The following is a 22,028-nucleotide window of genomic DNA, read 5'->3' as shown; positions in this document are numbered from 1 at the left end:
GCTCAGGCCTCCGTCTGCTTGGCCCAGAGATTGACGCCGGCGTCGACCGCGTACCGGTCGATCTCGGCGAGCTCGTCGTCGGCGAAGGCGAGGTTGGCCAGGGCGTCGAGGTTGGCGTCGAGTTGCTCGACGCGGCTGGCGCCGATCACCAGGCTGGTCATGCGCGGGTCGCGCAGCGCCCAGGCCAGCGCCATCTGGGCCAGGCTCTGGCCGCGCTTCTTGGCGAGCTTGTCGAGGGCACGCAGGTTCTTCAGGGTGGCCTCGGTCAGCTGCGTCTTGTCGATCGTGGAGCCCGCCTGGGCCGCGCGCGAGCCCTCGGGGATGCCGTTGAGGTAGCGGTCGGTGAGCAGGCCCTGCGCGAGCGCGGTGAACGCGATGCAACCCATCCCCTGCTCCTCGAGCTCGTCGAGGAGGTGCTGGTCCTCGGTCCAGCGGTTGAGCATCGAGTAGCTGGGCTGATGGACGAGCAGCGGCGTGCCGAGCTCGCGCGCGATGGTGGCGGCCTCGCGGGTCTTGGCGGTCGAGTAGGACGAGATTCCGACGTACAGGGCCTTGCCCGCGCGGACCGCCGCGTCGAGCGCGCGCATCGTCTCCTCGATGGGGGTGTCCGGGTCGAAGCGGTGGCTGTAGAAGATGTCGACGTAGTCCAGACCCATGCGGCGCAGCGACTGGTCGAGGCTCGCCAGGACGTACTTGCGGCTGCCGCCACCCTGGCCGTACGGCCCCGGCCACATGTCCCAGCCCGCCTTGGTCGAGATGATGAGCTCGTCGCGGTACGGCGCGAGGTCCTGGCGCAGCATCTGGCCGAAGTTGATCTCGGCCTGACCGTACGGCGGGCCGTAGTTGTTCGCCAGGTCGAAGTGCGTGACGCCGCGGTCGAAGGCGCGGCGCACGATGGTCCGCTGCACCTCGTGGGGCTTGTCGTCGCCGAAGTTCTGCCACAGTCCGAGCGACAGCAGCGGCAGCTGCAGTCCGCTGCGTCCGCAGAAGCGGTAGGTCATGGAGTCGTAGCGATCGTCCGCGGCATGGTAGGTCATGCGTGCATTCTGCCCACGCGATGCGGCCGGCGCAGTCCGGCCCCGGATCCACGGGGGCTCAGTCAGCCCGGACTTCGCTCCAGCTGCGCGGGCGACGGCGCCGCGAAGGGCGGCACCTGGTTCCACCGGGCGAAGGTCAGCGTCCCCATCTTCGCAGTCGTGAGGCGCAAGAGCTCCGCCGAGCCGTCGGCGGCAATCGCCAGCTCTGCCTCCGGGGAGGTCCGCCGCAACAGCCACGCGGGGCGGCCTTGCTCGGTCACGTCGACGCAGCTCAGCCCGCGGGGTTCCAGCGGCCCATGGGACGAGACCAGGTCTTTGACCTGCCCGGGGAGGAACAATGCGGTATCGGGGGACACCGGCCGATATGGCTCCGCCGATGCGGAGGCGCCGCCGGGCGGCAGCTCCCGCCCCCACGATGAAGGGCCGACCGTGAGCAGTTCGAGCGCGCCGTCCGACAGGTGCACCACCTGCCGATAGTTGTCATTCGTCGTCGCGCCGGCCACGTCCAGGTGGACGGTCCCCTCCTTCGTGTGGATCTCACCGGTGACCTGCACCGAGGTCGCGGTGGTGGCGCGCGCTGCCGCGGCGGCGTACAAGTCCGGCAACGGGGGACGCGCCACCCGGCCGCGGTCGACCGAGCCGGCCGCCCCGGCGGTCGCGGAGGTCGTGGGAGTCGCGGAGGTCATGGGGGTCGCGGCAGCGGCGGTTGAGCCGGGCCGCGCCGGCGGCAGCCACGCCTCCCCCGGCTGGCCGGACTGCGTGGGCGTCCCCGAGGGATCGGGCGCAGGCGCGCGCTGGTCCCCGAGGACCACGTCCCGGGCCCCGAACACCGCCACCGCAGACAAACCGATGATGGCGACAACGCGACGTACCCGCATGGCTTTCCCCCCTGGTCGACGATGGTCGCCAAGGTACGGCGACGCGCGCCCCCACCGTCGCGGGAGAGCCGCCGGCTGGGGATAACCCGCGCCTGCCTAGCGGGTGGGGATAACCGCTAGGACTTGAGCGAGGGGTACAGCGGGTACTTCTTCGCGATCTCCTCGACGCGGCGGCGCAGGAGCTCGGCCTCGTCGTCGGTCAGGCCGGCGTGCAGCGCACCGGCGATGATGTCGGCGACCTCGCGGAAGTCGTCCTCCTGCAGGCCCCGGGTAGCCAACGCGGGGGTGCCGATCCGCAGCCCCGAGGTGACCATCGGCGGCCGCGGGTCGTTGGGAATCGCGTTGCGGTTCACTGTTATCCCGATGCGGTGCAGCTGGTCCTCGCCCTGCTTGCCGTCGAGCTCGCTGTCCCGCAGGTCGACGAGGACCAGGTGGACGTCGGTGCCGCCGGTCAGGACGCGCACGCCGATCTGCGCCATGTCCGGCTGGGAAAGCCTCTCGGCGAGAATCCGCGCCCCGGCCAGCGTCCGCTCCTGGCGCTCCTTGAAGTCCGGCGTCGCGGCGACCTTGAAGGCGACCGCCTTCGCGGCGATGACGTGCTCCAGCGGGCCGCCCTGCATGCCGGGGAAGACCGCGGAGTTGATCTTCTTGGCCAGGTCGGCGTCGTTGGTGAGGATGACGCCGCCGCGGGGGCCGCAGAGGGTCTTGTGCGTCGTCGAGGTGACGATGTGCGCGTGGGGCATGGGGTTCGGGTGCAGCCGGGCGGCCACCAGGCCCGCGAAGTGGGCCATGTCGACCATCAGGTAGGCGCCGACCTCGTCGGCGATGCGGCGGAACTCGGCGAAGTCGAGCTGGCGGGGGTACGCCGACCAGCCCGCGATGATCATCTGCGGCTTGGTCTCCTTGGCGAGGCGCTCGACCTCGCCCATGTCGACCCGGCCGTCGTCGCCGACGTGGTACGCCGCGACGTTGAACATCTTGCCGCTGTAGTTGATCCGCATCCCGTGGGTGAGGTGTCCACCGTGCGCGAGGTCCATGCCGAGGATGGTGTCGCCCGGCTTGAGCAGGGCGAAGTAGACGGCCGTGTTGGCCTGCGCACCGGAGTGCGGCTGCACGTTGGCGAAGCCCGCGTCGAACAGGGCCTTGAGCCGGTCGATGGCGAGCTGCTCGACGACGTCGACGTGCTCACACCCGCCGTAATAGCGGCGTCCCGGGTAGCCCTCGGCGTACTTGTTCGTCGCCACGGAGCCCTGCGCCTGCATGACCGCGACGGGCGCGAAGTTCTCCGACGCGATCATCTCCAGCGTCGTCTCCTGGCGGTCGCGCTCGGCGTCCAGCGCGGCGGCGATCTCGGGGTCCAGCTCGGCCAGCGGCGTGTTCAGGAGCTCCATGCCGGTCATCCTTTCACGGCGCGCTCACCCGCCGTACGGTTTGCCGCATGAACCAGCCCGCGGCCATGGCGCCGATCGAGCCCGTCGACGCGCTGCGCCGGATCGCCTTTCTGCTGGAGCGGCGGCTGGCCGACAGCCACCGGGTCAAGGCGTTTCGCGGGGCGGCGACCACGGCGTTGCGGGTGGGGCGCGACGAGCTGGAGTTCCGGCATCGGGCGGGCACGCTGACCGAGCTGCCCGGCGTGGGGCCCAAGACGGCCGCGGTGATCGCGGAGGCGCTGGACGGCGGTACGCCGGCGTACCTGGCGGACCTGGAGCGCGAGGCCGGCCCGCTGGCCACCGGTGGCGAGGAGGTGCTGGCCGCGACGCACGGGGATCTGCATTCGCATTCGGACTGGTCCGACGGCGGCTCGCCGATCGAGGAGATGGTCGCAACCGCGATGGAGCTGGGGCACTCCTATCTGGCGCTGACGGATCACTCGCCCCGGCTCAAGGTCGCCCAGGGGCTGACCGCGGAGCGGCTCGCCCGGCAGCTGGAGGTCGTCGACGCCGTGAACGGGGCCGTCGGCGACGGCTTTCGGCTGCTGTCCGGCATCGAGGTGGACATCCTCGACGACGGCTCGCTCGACCAGACCGAGGAGATGCTGGGGCGGGTCGACGTCGTGGTGGCGTCCTTGCACAGCAAGCTCGCCATGGAGCCCGAGGCGATGACGCGACGGATGCTCGGCGCGGTTCGTCATCCGCGCGTCGCCGTCCTGGGGCACTGCACGGGCCGGTACGTCGTACGCCGCGCGGGCCAGAAGGCCAGGGCGCAGAGCCAGTTCGACGCCGAGGCGGTCTTCGCCGCCTGCGCCGCGGAGGGCGTCGCGGTGGAGATCAACTCCCGACCGGAGCGGGTGGACCCCCCGGACGAGCTGATCGAGCTGGCGCTGGGGACCGGGTGCCTGATCTCGATCGACAGCGACGCGCACGCGCCGGGGCAGCTCGACTTCGTGCAGTACGGCTGCGAGCGCGCGGCCCGGCTCGGCGTGCCTGCGCAGCGCATCGTGACCACATGGCCGCGCGAGCGGGTGCTGTCGTGGGCGGCCAAGGGCCGGTGACCGCGTCGCTGTCCCTGGCGGCGGCGGCTCAGCCGCAGGTCGGGACGCATGTCCATCTCGCTTTGGTGATTGGCGGGCTCGTCCCCTATGCTTTCGGAAGTCCTCGACGGATCCGAGCGCGGCTCGCTGGCGGCGACGGACCTGCACGGGTGACTCCGCAGGTCCCCATCGTCTAGCGGCCAAGGACCCCGCCCTTTCACGGCGGTAGCACGGGTTCGAATCCCGTTGGGGATACGCAGTACCTCTTCACGAGGCCCCGTAGCGCAGTTGGTTAGCGCGCCGCCCTGTCACGGCGGAGGTCGCCGGTTCGAGCCCGGTCGGGGTCGCTCAGTTTGTCCGGGCCAGGTAGCTCAGTTGGTACGAGCGTCCGACTGAAAATCGGAAGGTCGGCGGTTCGACCCCGCCCCTGGCCACCACGAAAACCCCAGACCAACTCCGGTTGGCGCTGGGGCTTTCTTCATTCGGGGGCACTCTGCTCACGCTCTTGCTCACCCGCTCCGCCACGCGATCGCCGCGCTGACGCTGTCATCCGCCCGTTGGTACTGTTCTCGTGTCAGGGCCCATGTCTACTGGGCTCATGGACTTCGCGAGATTCGTCGATCGCCGATTTACTACGCCACCGCGATCGGATGGCTCACCTTCGGGCTCATCTGGATTTTCCTCGCCACGCGTGGCTGGCCGCCAGACAACGCGTGGGTGTCGGCCGTTGCCGGAGCTCTCGGGATCGTGTCGTCTGCACTCGCGTTCTTCACCGCGCGCAAGACCCCGCGCTCCCGGCGGTGATGAAGACCTCACGCCAGCCGGAATCCAGCGCGGCGCCTGCGGCGTACGGCATTGCTCACGTGCCGCAGGTTCCCCGCAACCCACCCGGGCCGCCACCGCGTCGCGCATGCCGGTGGCAATGAGCGTCTCAGCGCGATTGCGCTAGAAGATCCCTTGCGCGTGGGTGCGGTCGAGCACCTCCCGGATCTCCGCGAGGGCTGCCTCCGGCACCTCGTTGAACGGAGCCCGGCACGGGCCGAGATCGCAACCGGCCAGGTTCGCGGCAGTCTTGGTGATCGTGTTCGGGTTGCCATGCCGTTGCGTCGCCCGGATGGGCCGGATGGCGTCCTGGGCCGCGCGCGCGGCCTCCAGGTTGCCCGCCTTCCACTCCTGATAGATGGCGACCATGGTCTTCGGGTAGACGTTGCTGATCGCGGTGATGCCGCCGCGGCCGCCGGCGAGCAGGTTCCACAGGATCAGCCCGTCGTTCCCCGAGAGCACGGCGAAGTCGTCCGGCGTCCGCGCGATGTACTGCAGCATGTTCTCGAAGTTGCCCGAGGAGTCCTTGACCCCGGCGATGTTCGGGATCTGCGCGAGCCGCTCGATGAGCGCCGGCGTCATGTTCACCCGGTGCGCATGGGGATGTTGTAGGCGACGATCGGGACATCGACCGCGTCGGCGACGGTCGCGAAATGCGTGTAGAGCTCGTCCTGCGACGCGGCCGCGAAGTACGGCGTGATGAGGCTGAGCACGTCGACGCCTGCCTCGACCGCCTTCTTCGACAGTTCGACGGTGGCTTTCGTGCCCACGCAGCCGGTGCCCGCGTAGACGGGTACGGCGCCCGCGACCTCGTCGACGACGATGCGCATGACCTCGAGCTTCTCGGCCTCGCTCATGATGAAGAACTCGCCGTTGGTGCCCAGGCAGAACATCCCGTCCACGCCGGCGTCCAGGAGCCGGCGCACGTGCGCGCGGATGCCCTGCTCGTTGAGGGATTCGTCGTCGTTCAGGGACGTGATGAGGGCGGCAATGATCCCGCGGATGTCGATGCTCATCACTTCGCCTCCACCGGACGCGTCGCGAGTGCCGCCGCCTGACGCATGGCTTCGAGCATGCTCTCGACCTTGACGATCCCCTTGCCCGCGATGTCGAAGGCGGTGCCGTGGTCGACGGAGGTGCGGATGACGGGCAGGCCGACCGTGATGTTCACGCCGTCCTCGATGCCGAGCACCTTCAGGGGGCCGTGGCCCTGGTCGTGGTACATCGCGACGATCAGGTCGTAGTCGCCGCGACCCGCCAGATAGAAGGCCGTGTCGGCGGGCATCGGGCCGACGGCGTCCACCCCGTCGGCGCGGAGAACCTCCAGGGCCGGGATGATCTTCTCCTCCTCTTCGCCGTAGCCGAACAGACCCCCCTCCCCCGCGTGCGGGTTGATCGCGCACACCCCGATGTGCGGGTTGTCGATACCCGCGCGGCGCAGCGCCTCCCAGCCACGACGTACGGTGCGCTCCACGAGGCCGGCGTCGATCTTGCGGACGGCATCGATCAGCCCGATGTGGGTCGTGACGTGAATGACGCGCAGCTTGGGCGCGCTGAGCAGCATCGAGACCTCAGGGGTGTCGGTCAGCGCGGCCAGCATCTCCGTGTGGCCCGGGTACTTGTGGCCGCCGAGATGCAGGGCTTCCTTATTCAGGGGGGCCGTGCAGATCGCCTGTACGGCGCCCTCGGTGGCCAGCTGCGCGGCCTTGGCGATGTACTGGTAGGCGGCGTCGCCGGCCACAGCGGACAGCTGACCCCACGCCAGGTCCGGCGGGAGCAGCCCCAGGTCGATGACGTTGATGCGGCCGGGCGCCTCCTGGGCTTGCTCGACGCTTTCGATCGCCTGCACGTCCACCCGCAGGTTCATGATCTGCGCGGCCTGCTCAAGCCGGGCCTTGTCGCCGATCACGATCGGTCGGCACAGGGCGGTGATCTCGGGGTCGACGACGGCCGCGACGGTCACTTCGGGACCGACGCCGGCTCCGTCACCCATGGTGACGGCGATCACGGGGCGGGTGTCTTCACTCATTGGGGATCTCCTGAGGTGGGGGCGCGATGAGGGGTCGGGTACGGGTCGGTGCTGAGGGCTTGATGGATGGCTTGGAGCGAGTCGGGCTGCCCGTGGCTTCCGGGACGGGTCGCCACGAGCCAACCGGTTTCGGTGGTCAGGAGCACGGCTCCGGGGTGAATTTCGCGGAGGAGACTCAGCCGTCGGCAGCCGAGTTCGTCGAGGACGGCGCGCGCGGTCTGGCCCCCGGTCAGCATGAGCCGCACGGGCCAGTCCGCCGCGGTGGCGAGCGTCGCGGCGACGAGTCGGGCGAGTCCGGCCACGATCGCCTCGCCCGTCACCATGGGGTCGGCCAGCCCGTTGACCTGGACGACGACGCTTCGATCGCGAAGCTGCGCAGCCAACCGACGCCCGAGCTCGCCGGCTGTGCCCGCGTCGAGATCGGCGATCGCGCGGGGTCCGAGCGGAACCCGGAAGGTGTCGGTGTGAGCGCCCAGGATCTCCGCCTGGGCCACGGCTGCCTCGGAACCGGTGCCCAGCACGTACAACACCCCGGCCTGCGGCAGAACCCCGCCGTGCGGCAGAACCCCGCCGAGCGGCGGGACCGTCGGGTGATCCGGTCCGGCACTCGGGGCCGAGGTCAGGTGCGGTCCCAGTGCCCGGGCTAGGGCGCTGGACCCCACGAAACGCACGTTCGCGTCGGCCCGCAGCCCGGCGCCGACGATGGCGGTCAGGTCTGCTGAATCCTGCGCGTCGCAGACGGCGATGGTTCCCGCGGCCTCGGCGAGGCGGCGATCCAGCCCGGCCGACCGCACGACGTCCAGCCCGATCGTGGTGATCGGCAGCCCGGGCAGTGCCGCGGCCACGCTGGCCGGTGAGGGAGTGGACTCCAAGGCCCACAGGCGCGTCTGCGCCAGCGGCAGGCCGTTGTCCAGGAGCACCCCGTCGACGACCGTGCGCCCCTGTTCCGGAAGGGCCGGTGTGAGGACCACGAGTGCGCTCCCCACCAAGGCCGAAACCTCGCCCGCGACGTTCCCACGCAGGAGCGAGTCGATCTTCTTGAAAAGCGGAGCAGGGGTCGGGGATGCGGCCAGCGCGGCGCGCAGCCGCTCGGCCGCCACCGTCGGGCTCAGGTGCCGCGAGTCCAGGTCGATGACGACGGGCCGGTCGGGCGGCAGGTCCCGAGGAGCCGGAGCCTCCGGCCATAGGTACAGGTCCGCATGGAGTTCGACTCCGAGAGCCGCAGCGGTCTCGGCCGCGCCGCTGAGGTCGTCAGCCAGCACCAGAGGGTTGCCCACCGTGTCGTCACCACCTTCGGGATCGCTCGTCAACTTCGAACGGTCGCAGTCTGCCGGATCTGCGCGGTTCGCACAAGGGTCTTGCGCAGACCGCGCAAGTGGCGGCGGGATGTGCCCCAGCCGCACCGCACGAATCGATGCCTCGGAGGCAGCCAATGGAGACTCAGACCTTCGCTACGCAGCGCGCGGGTGACCAGCACGTAGAGATCGCCGTCGCCGAATTGCGCGAAGTGCGCATTCCGATGAGCCGGGTGGTGTTGGGCACCATGAGCTTCGGCGACACGGCCGACGAGGCCGGATCCGAGGCCATGTTCGAGGCCGCCCTGGCGGCCGGCATCAACGGCATCGACACGGCCAACGGCTATGCACGGGGCACCACGGAAGGCCTCATCGCCCCGCTGATCAAGCGCCACCGCGACCGGATCGTTCTCGCGACAAAGGCCGGGATGCCGCACGCCGACGCGGGTGAGCACGCCCCGCTCTCAGCCGCGGGCCTGCGCGCGAGCGTCGAGGGCTCGCTGCGCCGCCTCGACGTGGACCGCGTGGACCTCTTCTACCTGCACCAGCCCGACCGGGCCACCCCGATCGGCGAAACGCTCGAGACGATTGCGGCGCTGCGTTCCGAGGGCAAGATCGGCGCCCTGGGCATCTCCAACTACTCGGCTTGGCAGGCCCTGGAGATCGTCCACGAGGCGAAGCGGATCGGCATGCCCGGCCCCGTCGTCGCGCAGAACGTCTACAACCTGGTCGCCCGCCGCATGGAGGACGAGTGGTTCGAGTTCGCCGACCGCTACGGCGTCCTCACCATGTGCTACAACCCGCTGGCGGGTGGCCTGCTGGTCCGTCGCCCCGATGAGGAGGCGCCCAGCCGGTTCAGCGGATCGGTCCTGGCCGAGATGTATCGCAAGCGGTACTGGACGCCCGGGGTGCTCGACGCCGTCCGGACTCTGGCCGACCTCGCCGACGAGGCGGGCATCTCCCTAGTGGAGCTGGCGCTGCGGTGGATGGTCAGCGTGCCCGGGCCGGGTGCGCTGCTGCTCGGCGGAGGCAAGGTCGACCAGCTCCAGGCCAACCTCGCGGCCTTGGCCAAGGGGCCCCTCGACGCTGACCTCACCGCTCGCTGCAGCGCCCCCACCGACCTGATCAAGGGCTCGATGCCCGCCTACAACCGATGACCCTTCGCACAACCAATGACGTTTGAGGAGAGATCGCCCATGCCCACATTCGACGGAATCCTTCGGCCCCGCCCCGACGGCGGCACCGAGGCGTATCTGCCAACGCCCACCGTGCAGTGTCACGCCGCCAACCTGGCCTTCCTGCCCCAGGGAGACCTCGCCTGCGTCTGGTTCGGTGGCACCCAAGAAGGCGTCGCCGACATCTCGGTGCACCTGTCCCGGCTCCCGCAGGGCAGCGACCGGTGGCTCGCTCCCGTGCAGCTGAGCTTCGACTCGACGCGCTCGGAACAGAACCCCATCCTGTTCACCGCACCCAACGGGGACGTCTGGCTGCTCTACACCGGCCAGCTCGCCGGCAACCAGGACACCTCCGAGGTGCGCCGCCGCATCTCCCGCGACGGCGGTCAGACCTGGGACGAACCGACCGCGCTGCTCGGTGGCAAGGCCCCCAAGGGGGTCTTTGTCCGGCAGGTGCCCGTAGCCCTCGACAGCGGCCGCATCCTGCTCCCCGCCTTCAACTGCGTGGCCATGCCCGGCGAGAAGTGGGTGGGCAACTACGACACCGCCTCCGTGTGGTACTCCGACGACGAGGGCCAGACATGGACCGAGGTCGCGGTGCCCGAGTCCGACGGCTGCGTGCACATGAACATCGTGCCCCGCACCGATGGCACGTTGTGGGCCTGTTTCCGGTCCCGCTGGGCCGACAACGTCTACGAATCGACGTCGGCGGACGGCGGCATGACCTGGACCCCCTGCCGACCCATCGACCTGCCCAACAACAACTCCTCCATCCAGGCGCGTGCGTTCGGTGGCGGGCAGATGGGCATGATCATGAACTACTCCAGCCAGGCGGATGCGACCGGTCGGCGCGCCTCGCTGTACGACGAGATCGACGACGAAGGCGTCAAGGACACCGACGGTCCGGTCCTGGCCGAGCCCAGTTTCGATGCCGACAAGCGGACAGCCTTCTGGGGAGCCCCCGCGCCCCGATGACCCTGGCGCTCTCCGACGACGACGGACGCAGCTGGCCCGTCGCCTATGACGTCGAGAACGGGGACGGCTACTGCATGTCCAACAACAGCCGCGAAAGCCTCAACCGCGAACTGTCCTATCCCTCGGTCCTCGGCGCCCCGGACGGCAGCGTGCACATCGCCTACACCTGGCACCGCAAGACCATCAAGCACGTGCACCTGGACGCCGACACGCTGGCCCGCATCCGCGCCGAGCGCCCGACGTCCGAGGGCCCGGACCTCAGTGAAGGAGCCCTCCGATGACGCTGGCCATGGTGTTAGCGCTGGCCGCGCTCGTCATCATGATCGTCCTGATCATGACCGACGCACTCCCGTTCGGAGCGCCGCCGCTGCTGGCCTGTCTGCTGCTCGTCGTCTTCGGACTGTCCACGGTGCCGGAGGCCTTTGCGGGCTTCGTGAACTCCAGCGTGCTCATGATCGCGTTCTTCATGGTGCCCTTGGCGGCCCTCCAGAAGACCAGGCTCATCGAACGCGTCAAGACGTCGATGGTCCGTCTCGTCGAGAAGGGCGGCTACCGCAGCTACGCCCTCCTGCTCGTGGTCGTCATGGCCGGGGCCAGCCTGCCCGGCGCGGGCGCCACCGGCTACTACGTGCTCATCCTTGCGTTGGTCGCCACGATCCCCTACACGAAGAAGCTGCCCACCTCCAAGCTCATGATGCCGCTGGGGTTCGCGACGAACCACCCGCTCGCCCCCATCAATGTCGCCCTCGTCTACGGCATCATGCTGACGGTCCTGCAGGCCTCCGGCTACACGCAGTCGGTGTCGATGGTCACCTTCGCGCTGGTCAACCTCGTCATGGCGCTGGCCTTCCTGGCCTGGGCGCTCGTGGCGTACCGGCTGCTGCCCGAGCACCCCATCGCCGAGCCCGCCGTCAACGAGGACCAACTGCCCTCGCACGGGGCGCACATTCCGGCGTGGAAGGAGAACGTCACGATCGCGATGTTCCTCATCAGCGTCGTCGCGATGATGCTGATGAGCCAGCTCGGCAACCTGGCCTACGTCATCCCCGGCCTCGCCGCATTCGTCGTGCTGTTCATCAAGATGGTCGACTTCCAGGAGTTTCGCGACAACCTCTTCGCCCCCGTCATCCTGATGATGGCCGGCGTCATCGGCGTCGCGGACGCCCTGGCCAAGACCGGATTCACCGCCCTGGTGGGCAAGACCGTGGCCAACGCCGTGGGCACCAACGTGCCGGTGTTCGTGCTCGTGCTCGTCTTCGCCCTGCTCACGAGCACCGCGGCCACCTTCACCGGCTCCAACATCGGCTCGGTGATGATCTTCGCGCCGATCGCCATCGCCACCTGCATGAGCATGGGGATCAGCCCGGTCGCCGCCGCGGTCGCGACGACCGTGGCCGGTTGGCAGGGCGCCTACATGCCCATCGACGGCATGCCCGCGCTGATCTACGGCATGGGCAGATACAAGTTGCCGGAGTTCTGGAAGTTCACGGTTCCCATGTATTTCATCCGCATCATCGCCCTCAGCGGCGCCGCGGTGCTGTTCTTCCCCGCCTCATAACACCTCCGCCCGTGCGGGGGCAGCCGCCGGATCGACCGGCGGCTGCCCCCGCTGCGTGATCGCGAACAGCCTCCTCGAAGAAGGGATCTCGCCGTGCGGGACACTGTCAGCCCCATGGTGCAGTTCTCGCCGTACGGCGGTGAACTCAGACTGGAGACGGTTCCCGGATCGGCTCCCCAGCAGCCGAATCCCGAGAACGAGATCGAGGCCCGAGCCGGCCGCGACCGGACCATGTACGCCTACGTGCCGGCGAGCGGCTGCCCCCACGAAAAGCAGACCGCGGTGCTCATGGTGCTGCGCGACGACGCCGAGCGCGCCAGCGCGGAGCGTCTCCTCCACACGTTGCGGCTCGACGCCCTCGCCGAGGACCGCCATCTCGTCGTCCTCTTCCCCGATCCGGAGCCGGGCGGCTGGAATCACGCCGGCGATCCCGCGCGGGAGGACGACACCGCCTTCCTCGTGCGCTGTTTCGCCGCCCTCCCGGCCTCGCGCGGCGGGGTCGCCGGCTTCAACGGGCTGATGTTCTACCTCGCCTGCTCGCCCCGCGCATCGGCCCTGGTCATGTCCCTGGCCGCGGCCAGTCCGGTGGATGCGGCAGGGGTGATGGTCGGTCGGCTCCCCGAAGGTTGCGAGCCGAAGGGCGAGGCACCGCAGGTCGCCTGGCTCTGCGAGCCAGACGAGGCGCTCGAGGCTCACCTGGCGCGAGTGAACCGCACCGGCGCTCCCCTCCGGTCGGCGTACGGCAGCCGCCACGTCTCCCCGGTCAACCCGGCCGTGCAGCACGTCGTACGGCGTACGGGGCTGACTGCCGAGGAGGTGACGCGCGCCTGGGAGGAGCTGTTCTCCACGACGCGCCGCTGGCGCAACCACACCCACGGCACCTACCGCCCCCGGATCGACTTCTCGCAGCGCGGCTTCGTCGCGCGCGTGCGTGACACGACGCTCGCCCCCCGCAACGCCTCGACCCACACGTGGTTCACGTACGCGCCGCCTCGGGTGCTCGCATCCCAGGCGCCCGTGCCGCTGGTCATCTACCTGCACGGCGGCAACTGCTGCGGCCTCTACGGCGCGGAGCAGAGCGGCTGGGCCGACCTCGCCGACCGCGACGGCATGGTCGTCGTGTTCCCGGACGCCCCGTGCGAGGAGCGCTGGAACGTCTGGGACGATCCGCGCCTGCCGAGCGACGCCGCCTTCGTGCTCGCCCTCATTGACCGGATGCGGGCGACGTACCCGGTTGACCCCACCAGGGTGTACCTGTCCGGGTTCTCGATGGGATCGATGTTCGCCTCGGCCCTGGCCTGCTCCTATCCGCAGGTCTTTGCTGGTGTCGTGGCCCTGAACGGGCCGCACCTCGGCTACCTCCGCACCCTCGACGAAAGCCGGGCAATGATGCGGGCGCTGCGGCGGACGTCGATCATCGACGAACTGCCGCAATCGGAGCGGGCCACGTCGGTGACGCGTGACCGGGCGGACGCCGCCGCCTCCGCCCGTCCCCTACGGATGCCGTTCGTCCAGTGCGTGGGCCTGCTGGGCCCGGTGGGCTTCGGCGCGGGCCGGACGTGGCCGGCCCGCGACGGCGACGAGGACGGCGACCTGTGGACCCCCACCGTGAGGTACTGGAAGCAGGTCAACGGCCTGCCCGCGGAACCACTGCACGACGCGGCCGCAGAGAACGGTTTCGCCGCCGATGTCACCACCACGACGGGGGACGACCGGATCGTCCACCAGAGCTGGGCTTCAGCGGACGGGACGGACGCCCCCTTCCACCTCCTCTCGGTGCGACGGCTGGCGCACGCCGTGGAACCCAGCGCGGTCGACCTGGGTTGGCAGATCGTCCGCCGATACGCGCGCGATGCCGACGGCAGGCTGCGAGTCTGCGCTGACATCCCCGGCACCACGGCCGGCGGGACCAGCGGGACTGGTGACGCGGTGGCCGCGTGTCATGATGACTGAGCAGGCCAGGGCGGTTAAGCGCCGGCCCTGCGGCCACAATGGTCAGGAGCAGGACATGGCGATGAAGGCGGCTCGACGCCGCGAGGAGATTGCGACGCTCGCCCATACGAATGGGTTGGCGAGCGTCGAGGAGCTCGCCGAGACGTTCGGGGTCTCTCAGTCGACCATCCGGCGCGACCTCGCCCTCCTGGAGGATTCCGAAAGCATCGCCCGCACCTATGGGGGCGTCATCCCGCTGTCGCGCCTGCACCCCGAGGCGGCACTGGCCGAGCGCGCATCACAGGGCACCGCGGCCAAGCAGAAGCTGGGCCGGTGGGCGGCCCAACAGGTGCAGCCTGGCGAGACGGTCCTCCTCGACGCGGGAACGACGGCCGCCCAGGTCGCCCTCAACCTCCGTGGCACCACCCCGCTGACGGTCGTAACCGCTGGGTTGACGCCGTTCTTCGAGCTCAGCGGCGCCGCCGGCATCGAACGCGTGCTGCTGGGCGGCACCTTTCGGGATCTGTCCCAGGGCTTCGTCGGCCCGCTCACCGAGGAGGCATTGGAGCGGTGGTCCTTCGACGCCGTCTTCCTCGGCGCCGACGCCGTGACGGCCGAGCGCGGCGTCTGCGAGGCGTCCGTCGCCCAGACCCGACTCAAGCAGCTCATGGCCCGCACGGGCGAGCGCGTCTACCTGCTCGTGCACGCCCAGAAGCTCGGCAGCCGACCCTTCAACTCGTGGGTGCACCTGCCAGGGCCCTGGACGCTCGTAACCGACTCCTCAGCGCAGCCCGACCAGCTGCAGCCCTTCCGCGATCGCGGCATCGACGTCGTCGTGGTGCCCTGACCCCAGACCTCGCGGTGATCAAGACCTCACTCGGCACGGGAAAACGCCGGCGGGGCTGCGGCGTACGGTCGTGCTCGGGTCCCGAGACTGCGGGAACCATCCCCGGCGGGACACCCGAGAATCGAGGACCGATGACGGCGACGGCGCAAGCACCGACGGCGAGCCCGCGCCGACCGCGAGCCCACAACCTCAGTTCCTTCACTCACCAGGTGGGCCCCCTCAAGTTGTTCGTGGACATCCGGGAGGGCAGTCCCGACCGCGTGCCGCTGTTGGTCTTCGGCGGGATCGGCGCGCCCCTGAGCCTGTTCGACCGCTTCGTCAAACACCTCGATCCCGACATCGAGGTCATCCGCGTGGATCCCCCCGGCATCGGCCGGTCCTACCGGGGCACCTACCCCTACCGGTACACGCTGCTGGCGATGGCTCTGGACCGGTTGCTGGACGACCTGGGCTACGAGGAGGTCGACGTCCTCGGCATCTCCTGGGGCGGCGGGTTGGCGCAGCAGCTCGCCTGGACGGCCCGCAAGAGGGTACGTCGAGTCGTGCTCATCGGCACCGGGCCCTCCTACCCGCTGCCAATCCCGTCGCTGAAATCCGCCGTCCGGCTGGCGAACCCGAAGATCTACCAAAAGGCCGGGGTGTTGGGCGCGCTGGGCGGGGAGGCGTACGGCGGAGCGGCGCGCGGCTACCACAAGGGCGCCGCGTACATGCTGCGCGTGCAGACCCTGTCGACCCGACCGCTGGGCTACATGTTCCAGATGTGGGCGGGCGTGGGTTGGACGAGCCTGCCGTACCTGCCCCTGCTCCCCCAACGGATCCTGGTCCTGGCCGGCCGGGACGACCCGATCGTGCGCCCCTACAACGGGCGGCTGCTCAAGCTGCTGACCCGGCACACCGAGCTGAGCTTCTACGACGGCGGGCACGTCGATCTGCTGATGCGCCCGCAGAACCTGCTGCCGCAGATCGAGGAGTTCCTAGCACGGGACTGATCTGACCGGACTGCGGAATCAGGCCCGGGTCGCATCGCGCGCGCCCTAGGAGAAGTTCACCGTCCGGTGCAGCTACTGAGCTGACCGAGCGATCCCACCCCGGCCGCCCCGCCGCTGGTCAGCGGGCGCGGCCCCACAACTCCCGCAGCGCGTCGGCCGTGTCGACCGCCGCCTCGAGCGGAAGCAGGTGGCCCCGGTCGGCGATCGTGGTGACCTCGACCCCCAGGGCCGACGCCATCGGCGCCTGGGTTTCGGCGGCCATCAGCGGGTCCTCCGCGCCGTGCAGCACCAGGCCCGGAACGCCGGCCGCCCCCAGGCGGGCCAGCACCTCGGTACGGTCCGGACGCACCGCCATCGCCCGTTGCGCCCAGGCGATGCCCGCGCCGGGCGCCTCGGCGAGCCACTCCTCGAGGGCCGCCACGGCCGGCTGGTCCGCGTGCCGGGTCGCCTCGGCGATGAGCTTGTCCCGCATCGGGCCGACCAGCTTCGCCGCGGGCGTGCCTGCGTCGGCGGCGGAGGCCAGGTCCAGCCGCCCAGCCTTCGCCTCGGGGGTGTCGGCCGTGGCCTTCGTGCCGATCAGGCCGATGCCCGCAATGGTCGAGGGATCCCGATCGGCCAGGGCCATCGCCACGTAACCGCCCATGGAGTTGCCCGCCACGACGTACCGTCCGATCCCCCGCGCGGCGAGCTCGGCGGCCACGGCGTCGGCGTACGCCTCCAGCGACGGCTCCCCGTCGGCCGCCGCGCCGCCAAAGCCCGGCGGCTCGACCGTGATGACGTCCCCGGGCAACAGCTCGAGCACGCGGGCCCACACCCGGGTGTCGCAAGGGAACGGCGCCAGCAGCACCAGGGGGAGGTCGGAGGATTCCCGGTCGCGGTGAAGGACAACGGAGGCCATGCGTCGACCCTGTCAGAGATCCGGCGCCGCACGACCCCTGCCTCCGGGCCATCGGCGGGGCCCACGCGGGCATGCTGGGACCGTGGCCGAAAACCCGCAGCCCAGCCCAGACCTGCCCGGAGACCTCACCGTCCTGCGCAACCGCACCTTCGACGAGCTCTCGGTGGGCGACACCGCGGGCATCCAACGAACCCTGTCCCAACAGGACATCCAGCTCTTCGCCATCCAGTCCGGCGACGTGAACCCCGCCCACCTCGACCCCCAGTTCGCGGCCTCGACCCGCTTCCACGGCGTGGTCGCGCACGGCATGTGGGGCGCGGCGCTCATCTCCGCGGTGCTCGGGACGAGGCTCCCCGGACCCGGCACGATCTATCTCAGCCAGAGCCTGAACTTCCGCGCGCCGGTGCGCATCGGGGACACCCTGCGCGTCACGGTGACCGTGCTCGCCAAGGACGCGCAGACCCACCACGTACGCCTCGACTGCCGCGCGACCAGGACCGACGACACCACCGTGATCGACGGCGAGGCGCTGGTCCTCGCCCCGACGGAACGCATCGAACGCCCCCGCACCTCCCTGCCCGGCCTGCACTTCGACGAAGACCCGCACGAGAGCCTCGGGCGACTGCTCGCCCAGGTGGAGCGCCTGGACGCGGTGCGCACGGCCGTCGTGCATCCCTGCGACGCGCTGTCCCTCGGGGGCGCACTGGACGCCCGGGACGTGGGCCTCATCGCGCCGATCATCGTGGCGCCGCGGGCCAAGGTCGAGGCGGTCGCCACGCAGGCGGGGCTGGACCTCGCCGGCGTCGAGATCGTCGACGTGCCGCACAGCCACGCGGCGGCGGCCCGGGCCGCCCAACTCGCCGCGGCCGGGGCCGCGGAGGCGCTGATGAAGGGGTCGCTGCAGACCGAGGAGCTGATGGCGGCGATCGTCGACCCGGGGGCCGGGCTGCGGACCGCGCGGCGGATCACGCACTGCTACCTCATGCAGACCGCGAGCTATCCGCGGCCGTTCCTCATCACCGACGCGGCCCTCAACGTGGAGCCGACGCTGGCGCAGAAGGCCGACATCATCCGCAACGCCATCGACCTGGCGCAGGCCATCGGCGTGGCGACCCCGCGTGTCGCGATCCTCGCCGCAGTCGAAACCGTCAACCCGCGGATGCGCGCGACCCTCGACGCGGCCGCGCTGTGCAAGATGGCGGACCGGGGTCAGATCAGCGGGGCGGTGCTCGATGGGCCGCTGGCCTTCGACAACGCCGTCTCGATGGCCGCGGCCGCCGTCAAGGGCATCCGCTCCGAGGTGGCCGGTCGGGCGGACGTTCTCGTCGTACCCGACCTCGAGAGCGGCGACATGCTGGTCAAGCAGCTGGAGTACCTGGGGGACGCCGCCGGCGCCGGCATCGTCATGGGGGCGCGCGTGCCGGTCGTCCTCACGAGTCGGGCCGACTCGCGCGAAGCTCGTACGGCGTCCTGCGCCATCGCCGCCATCCTGGCGCACCGGCGCCGTCAGGCGCGCGGCTGAGGCATGGAGGACGGACGCCCGTACCTGGATTATGACGCGAAAGCGGGGTTTTGGTCACACGTCTGTTTGCGGCGAAAACGCTCTCACCTGCGGCTTGTTCGTTGCTTAGCCGCCCCTGACCGGTTACCGTCATAACTGGACGGAGGGTCTTGCACGGCCGGGGGACCCGCCGGTCCACGGGGTTCCGCTCGATCGGCCGCACGCACGAAAGGAGCACTATGAACCGACAGCTGTCGGCGACCGATCGTGCTTATCAGGACACCCGGGCTCGGATCATTGACGGCCGTCTGGCGGGGGGCGACGTCATCACCGAGGGGCAGGTGTCGACGTCGCTGGGGGTCAGCCGTACGCCGGTGCGCGAGGCGTTCCTGAGGCTGCAGGCGGAGGGCTTCCTGGAGCTGTACCCCAAGCGCGGCGCGGTGGTCGTGCCGATTTCCCCCGACGAGGCGACGTCGCTGTCCGAGGCCCGGGAACTCATCGAGACCTTCGCGATCACGAAGCTGCTCACGGAGAACGATCGCGCCCCCAGCACCCTGGTCGACGAGCTGTGGGATCTCGTGACGGAACAGTCCAAGCACGCCCGGGCCCGGGACCTCGGCGCATTCACTGCGGCGGAGAGCAACTTCCACCTGGCCATCGTGGCGGCCGCGCAAAACAGTTTCCTCACCGGCCTGTTCGAGGCCCTGCGGGATCGGCAACAGCGCCTGACCTTGACCACCACCGGCCGGATCACGGTCGACCTCGACGACATCATCACCGAGCACCACAAGCTCGTGCGGCTCCTGGAGGAGGGCGAGTTGGACCCGGCCCTGTCCGCCGTACGGTCGCACGCTCGCGCCGCCCGTCGCGGCGCCCCGCGCGACCGCCGCTAGCGCCACCGCGACCCACGAGTCGCTCCGATCGGAGCGCTGTCGCCTCGGAACGCCCCGAAGTCACCGACCGGAGCGGGAGTGGGCGCCGCGAAGCCCTCTCAGGCCGCGGATTCCCCCCGCTCGGGGTCGACATCGAGCGGGTCGATCGAATCGGCCGCGGGCAGGGGGGCCACGGGGTCGATGGCGAACGGGTCCGGCTCGGGAGCCAGCGGATCCTCGACGATCGTTCCGGACAGCGCGCCGCGGGCGGCGACCGCGTCGTACGCCTGCTCTGGCGGCAGCTCGACCACGGCGGTGACCTCGGTGGGACGCATCGACTCGAACACCGCGTAGACCAGGCCGGCCAGCAGCCAGGACACGGCGAGCGCCGCGAGGGCGCGCACCATCAGCGCGTCGAACTCCAGTCCGCCGCCCATGTAGTTGGTCACGCTCGGCAGCGTCATGACGGCCGCCAGCAGCACGACGATCGGGAACGGCACGCCCTGCGGCCGCGATTCGACCACCAGCCGGCGCTGGGCCGCGTCGGCGTCGGCGCCCTTGCCCTTCTTGGCCTTCTTGCCCTTCTTATCGGCCTTGCCCGAACCCTCAGGCTGCCGTGACTTCTTGGACATTCACCACCCCTGCGGTCACCAGGGTGAGCTGGCCACCCAGCTCGGCGTACGAGAGGACCGGCAACCGGGGCGACGTGGCCTCCACCAGCCGCCGTACCGGCAGCCGCAACGGCTGCGCGCAGACCAGGACCGCGGGCTCGCCGGCGGCCTCGCTTTCCGCGGCCAGCCGGGCGGCCTCCATCGCGAGGTGCTCGGAGAGCACCGGGTCGAGCATGAGGAAGGTGCCGGTGTCGCCGGCCCGCAGGCACTCGAGCAAGCGCTGTTCCAGCATCGGATCGAACGTGATGACGGGCAGCCGCCCCTCCGCGGCGTGCGCCGTGGCGATGGCCGCGCCCAGCGCGCCGCGGGCGGCCTCCACCAGCCCGTCCGCGTCGAGACTGATCTTGGCGCGCATCGACATCGCCTCGAAGATGCGGACCAGGTCGCGGATGCAGACCCGCTCGTCGAGGAGGGCCTGCAGGGTGCGCTGGATCTCGCCGAGCGACAGGGGCTGGGGGGTGAGTTCCTCGATGACCACCGGGTGGTTCTGCTTGACCATGTCGACGAGCATCTTCACGTCCTCGCGGCCGAGGAGCTGTGCGGCGTAGGTCCGCACGACCTCAGCCATGTGCGTGGTCACGACCGAGGACCGGTCCACCACCGTGGCGTTCGCCAGGGCCACGTGTTCGCGCAGCTCGGCGGGCACCCACTTGGCGTCCAGCCCGAACACGGGCTCCTTAGTGACCATCCCGGGCAGGCCCTCGAGTTCGTCGCCGATGGCCAGCACCATCCCGGCGGGGGCCTGGCCCCGCGCCACCTCCACGCCATGCACGCGGATCGCGTAGTGCCGCGGCGGCAGGTCGAGGTTGTCGCGGGTGCGCACGAGCGGTACGACGATGCCGATCTCCTGGGCCAGCTTGCGGCGCAGCGCGCGGACGCGGTCCAACAGGTCACCGCCGGCGGACGCGTCGACAAGGTCGATGAGGTCGTAGGCGAGTTCCAGCTCCAACGGCTCCACGCGCATGTCCTGCGCGATGGCCATCGGGCTGTCCTTCTGCGGTTCTGCGGGCAGGTCGTCCACTTCCGGCGCGGCCTCGGGCTGCGTGCGCGGGTCGGGCAGGCGGGCGGCCACGAGCAACGCTGCGCCACCCAGGAGGAAGAAGGGCAGCTTCGGCAGGCCCGGTACGAGGCCGACCGCGATGATTGCCGCGCCCGCGAGCTGGATCGCCTGCCGCTGCCGCGCGAACTGGGCGAGCAGGTCGGTGCCCATGTCGTTCTCGGTCGTCGCGCGCGTCACGATGAGGCCGGTCGAGATCGACAGCAGGAGCGCCGGGATCTGGCTCACGAGGCCATCGCCGATGGACAACAACGAGTACGTCGTGACGGCCTCGCCGATGCCCATTCCGCGCTGGACCATCCCGACGATGAGACCGCCGATGAGGTTGACCAGGGTGATGACGATGGCGGCGATCGCGTCGCCCTTGACGAACTTGCTGGCACCGTCCATGGCCCCGTAGAAGTCGGCCTCGGAGGCGACCTCCTTGCGGCGCCGGCGCGCCTCGTTCTCGTCGATGAGGCCGGAGTTGAGGTCGGCGTCGACAGCCATCTGCTTGCCGGGCATCGCGTCCAGGGTGAATCGGGCGGCGACCTCGGCGACGCGCCCGGCGCCGTTCGTGATGACCACGAATTGGATGACCATGAGGATGATGAAGACGACCATGCCGACGACCAGCGAGCCGCCGACGACGAAGTGGCCGAACGCGTTGATGACGTCACCGGCATAGCCGTCCAACAGCACCAGTCGGGTGGCGGACAGGTTCATCGCGAGCCGGAAGAGCGTGGCGATGAGCAGCAGCGACGGGAAGACCGCGAAGTCGAGCGGCTTGGTGACGGCGAGGCTCACCAGCATGATGAGGATCGAGAACGTCATGTTGAACGCCAGCAGGATGTCGAGCAGCAGCGCCGGCATGGGCACGACCATCATCACGACGATGCCGATGATGACTCCCGGCACGCCGATCTGCGCTACGCGGTTCGACTTCACGTGACCTCACGAGGGGACGCGCCGTACGCCGTCGGCGTCCTGACCTGTTGCTATTCGGCACTGCGGGGACCGACCTGAGGGGCCGGGGCACCCCG

General features: G+C 70.2%; 16 protein-coding genes, 3 tRNA genes and 2 pseudogenes. 12 read left to right on the top strand and 9 right to left on the bottom strand.

Translation table 11 applies throughout. The annotated features are described in order from the left end of the window. Positions 1-2: 2 nt before the first annotated feature. The 3 genes from mgrA to IPK37_11005 form a co-directional block, all read right to left on the bottom strand. Positions 3-1,037: an L-glyceraldehyde 3-phosphate reductase gene (gene mgrA / locus IPK37_11015; protein ID QQR99557.1), complete on the bottom strand. Its 1,035-nt coding sequence runs from the start codon at positions 1,035-1,037 to the stop codon at positions 3-5. A 62-nt stretch (positions 1,038-1,099) separates the two neighbouring features. Further along, the gene (locus IPK37_11010) at positions 1,100-1,915 is read right to left on the bottom strand and encodes a hypothetical protein (protein ID QQR99556.1); all 816 of its coding nucleotides are present in this window, start codon (positions 1,913-1,915) and stop codon (positions 1,100-1,102) included. Between the two features lie 116 nt (positions 1,916-2,031). Continuing rightward, complete coding sequence (locus IPK37_11005) at positions 2,032-3,306, bottom strand: serine hydroxymethyltransferase (GenBank protein QQR99555.1); 1,275 nt, start codon at positions 3,304-3,306, stop codon at positions 2,032-2,034. Positions 3,307-3,353: 47 nt separating this feature from the next. Here IPK37_11005 and IPK37_11000 point away from each other — a divergent pair, with 47 nt between their 5' ends. The 4 genes from IPK37_11000 (at position 3,354) to IPK37_10985 (ending at position 4,822) form a co-directional block, all read left to right on the top strand. After that, entirely contained in the window at positions 3,354-4,406 is a 1,053-nt protein-coding gene (locus tag IPK37_11000) for a PHP domain-containing protein (GenBank protein ID QQR99554.1), read from the top strand. 161 nt (positions 4,407-4,567) lie between these two features. After that, positions 4,568-4,640, top strand: a tRNA-Glu gene (locus IPK37_10995). An 18-nt stretch (positions 4,641-4,658) separates the two neighbouring features. Beyond that, a tRNA-Asp gene (locus IPK37_10990) sits at positions 4,659-4,732 on the top strand. Positions 4,733-4,745: 13 nt separating this feature from the next. After that, positions 4,746-4,822 (top strand) — tRNA-Phe (locus IPK37_10985). Between the two features lie 508 nt (positions 4,823-5,330). On the opposite strand, the pseudogene IPK37_10980 reads toward IPK37_10985, so the two are convergent. The 3 genes and pseudogenes from IPK37_10980 to IPK37_10970 form a co-directional block, all read right to left on the bottom strand. Next, positions 5,331-6,223, bottom strand: a pseudogene (locus IPK37_10980) (dihydrodipicolinate synthase family protein). Then, on the bottom strand, positions 6,223-7,236 hold the full coding sequence (gene pdxA, locus IPK37_10975) for a 4-hydroxythreonine-4-phosphate dehydrogenase PdxA (protein QQR99553.1): 1,014 nt from the start codon (positions 7,234-7,236) through the stop codon (positions 6,223-6,225). The pseudogene IPK37_10980 and the gene pdxA overlap by 1 nt, the downstream one beginning before the upstream one ends. Next, positions 7,233-8,513: a 4-hydroxythreonine-4-phosphate dehydrogenase gene (locus IPK37_10970; protein QQR99552.1), complete on the bottom strand. Its 1,281-nt coding sequence runs from the start codon at positions 8,511-8,513 to the stop codon at positions 7,233-7,235. The genes pdxA and IPK37_10970 overlap by 4 nt, the downstream gene beginning before the upstream one ends. A 155-nt stretch (positions 8,514-8,668) precedes the next feature. Here IPK37_10970 and IPK37_10965 point away from each other — a divergent pair, with 155 nt between their 5' ends. The 6 genes and pseudogenes from IPK37_10965 to IPK37_10940 all read left to right on the top strand — a co-directional run bounded on the left by IPK37_10965 (position 8,669) and on the right by IPK37_10940 (position 16,007). Beyond that, positions 8,669-9,688, top strand: coding sequence for an aldo/keto reductase (locus tag IPK37_10965; GenBank protein QQR99551.1), 1,020 nt, complete (start codon positions 8,669-8,671; stop codon positions 9,686-9,688). 15 nt (positions 9,689-9,703) lie between these two features. Continuing rightward, positions 9,704-10,962: pseudogene (locus tag IPK37_10960) on the top strand (exo-alpha-sialidase). After that, positions 10,959-12,239 carry an anion permease gene (locus tag IPK37_10955; protein ID QQR99550.1) on the top strand — a complete coding sequence of 427 codons (1,281 nt, stop codon included), beginning with the start codon at positions 10,959-10,961 and terminating at the stop codon, positions 12,237-12,239. Before IPK37_10960 ends, IPK37_10955 begins: the two are co-directional and overlap by 4 nt. A gap of 93 nt (positions 12,240-12,332) precedes the next feature. Continuing rightward, on the top strand, positions 12,333-14,192 hold the full coding sequence (locus tag IPK37_10950; GenBank protein QQR99549.1) for a hypothetical protein: 1,860 nt from the start codon (positions 12,333-12,335) through the stop codon (positions 14,190-14,192). Positions 14,193-14,247: 55 nt separating this feature from the next. After that, positions 14,248-15,018, top strand: a complete 771-nt coding sequence (locus IPK37_10945) for a DeoR/GlpR transcriptional regulator (protein ID QQR99548.1) — start codon at positions 14,248-14,250, stop codon at positions 15,016-15,018. A 209-nt stretch (positions 15,019-15,227) separates the two neighbouring features. Further along, on the top strand, positions 15,228-16,007 hold the full coding sequence (locus IPK37_10940) for an alpha/beta fold hydrolase (GenBank protein QQR99547.1): 780 nt from the start codon (positions 15,228-15,230) through the stop codon (positions 16,005-16,007). A 118-nt stretch (positions 16,008-16,125) separates the two neighbouring features. On the opposite strand, the gene IPK37_10935 is transcribed toward IPK37_10940, so the two are convergent. Further along, positions 16,126-16,905, bottom strand: a complete 780-nt coding sequence (locus IPK37_10935; protein QQR99546.1) for an alpha/beta hydrolase — start codon at positions 16,903-16,905, stop codon at positions 16,126-16,128. On the opposite strand from IPK37_10935, the gene IPK37_10930 reads away from it, so the two are divergent. Continuing rightward, the gene (locus IPK37_10930; protein ID QQR99545.1) at positions 16,904-18,427 is read left to right on the top strand and encodes a bifunctional enoyl-CoA hydratase/phosphate acetyltransferase; all 1,524 of its coding nucleotides are present in this window, start codon (positions 16,904-16,906) and stop codon (positions 18,425-18,427) included. The two genes, IPK37_10935 and IPK37_10930, sit on opposite strands and share 2 nt — an antisense overlap. Positions 18,428-18,645: 218 nt before the next feature. Next, on the top strand, positions 18,646-19,299 hold the full coding sequence (locus tag IPK37_10925; protein QQR99544.1) for a GntR family transcriptional regulator: 654 nt from the start codon (positions 18,646-18,648) through the stop codon (positions 19,297-19,299). 98 nt (positions 19,300-19,397) lie between these two features. Here IPK37_10925 and IPK37_10920 read toward each other — a convergent pair whose 3' ends face one another. Together IPK37_10920 and flhA are read right to left on the bottom strand one after the other, a co-directional pair. After that, the gene (locus IPK37_10920; GenBank protein QQR99543.1) at positions 19,398-19,910 is read right to left on the bottom strand and encodes a hypothetical protein; all 513 of its coding nucleotides are present in this window, start codon (positions 19,908-19,910) and stop codon (positions 19,398-19,400) included. Next, on the bottom strand, positions 19,885-21,933 hold the full coding sequence (flhA, locus tag IPK37_10915) for a flagellar biosynthesis protein FlhA (protein ID QQR99542.1): 2,049 nt from the start codon (positions 21,931-21,933) through the stop codon (positions 19,885-19,887). The genes IPK37_10920 and flhA overlap by 26 nt, the downstream gene beginning before the upstream one ends. Positions 21,934-22,028: the final 95 nt, after the last annotated feature.

Source organism: Austwickia sp., assembly GCA_016699675.1.
Classification (GTDB): domain Bacteria; phylum Actinomycetota; class Actinomycetes; order Actinomycetales; family Dermatophilaceae; genus Austwickia.
The sequence above is the reverse complement of the archived record's forward strand: the minus strand, read 5'-3'. Positions and strand labels throughout refer to the sequence as shown.

Excerpts from the sequence above, each read along its gene's own strand:
- pdxA (QQR99553.1), bottom strand. The coding sequence starts at position 7,236 with ATGAGTGAAGACACCCGCCCCGTGATCGCCGTCACCATGGGTGACGGA.
- IPK37_11000 (QQR99554.1), top strand. The coding sequence starts at position 3,354 with ATGAACCAGCCCGCGGCCATGGCGCCGATCGAGCCCGTCGACGCGCTG.
- IPK37_10930 (QQR99545.1), top strand. The coding sequence starts at position 16,904 with ATGCGTCGACCCTGTCAGAGATCCGGCGCCGCACGACCCCTGCCTCCG.
- IPK37_10920 (QQR99543.1), bottom strand. The coding sequence starts at position 19,910 with ATGTCCAAGAAGTCACGGCAGCCTGAGGGTTCGGGCAAGGCCGATAAG.
- IPK37_10945 (QQR99548.1), top strand. The coding sequence starts at position 14,248 with ATGGCGATGAAGGCGGCTCGACGCCGCGAGGAGATTGCGACGCTCGCC.
- IPK37_10965 (QQR99551.1), top strand. The coding sequence starts at position 8,669 with ATGGAGACTCAGACCTTCGCTACGCAGCGCGCGGGTGACCAGCACGTA.
- IPK37_11010 (QQR99556.1), bottom strand. The coding sequence starts at position 1,915 with ATGCGGGTACGTCGCGTTGTCGCCATCATCGGTTTGTCTGCGGTGGCG.
- IPK37_11005 (QQR99555.1), bottom strand. The coding sequence starts at position 3,306 with ATGGAGCTCCTGAACACGCCGCTGGCCGAGCTGGACCCCGAGATCGCC.
- IPK37_10955 (QQR99550.1), top strand. The coding sequence starts at position 10,959 with ATGACGCTGGCCATGGTGTTAGCGCTGGCCGCGCTCGTCATCATGATC.
- IPK37_10925 (QQR99544.1), top strand. The coding sequence starts at position 18,646 with ATGAACCGACAGCTGTCGGCGACCGATCGTGCTTATCAGGACACCCGG.
- IPK37_10935 (QQR99546.1), bottom strand. The coding sequence starts at position 16,905 with ATGGCCTCCGTTGTCCTTCACCGCGACCGGGAATCCTCCGACCTCCCC.
- mgrA (QQR99557.1), bottom strand. The coding sequence starts at position 1,037 with ATGACCTACCATGCCGCGGACGATCGCTACGACTCCATGACCTACCGC.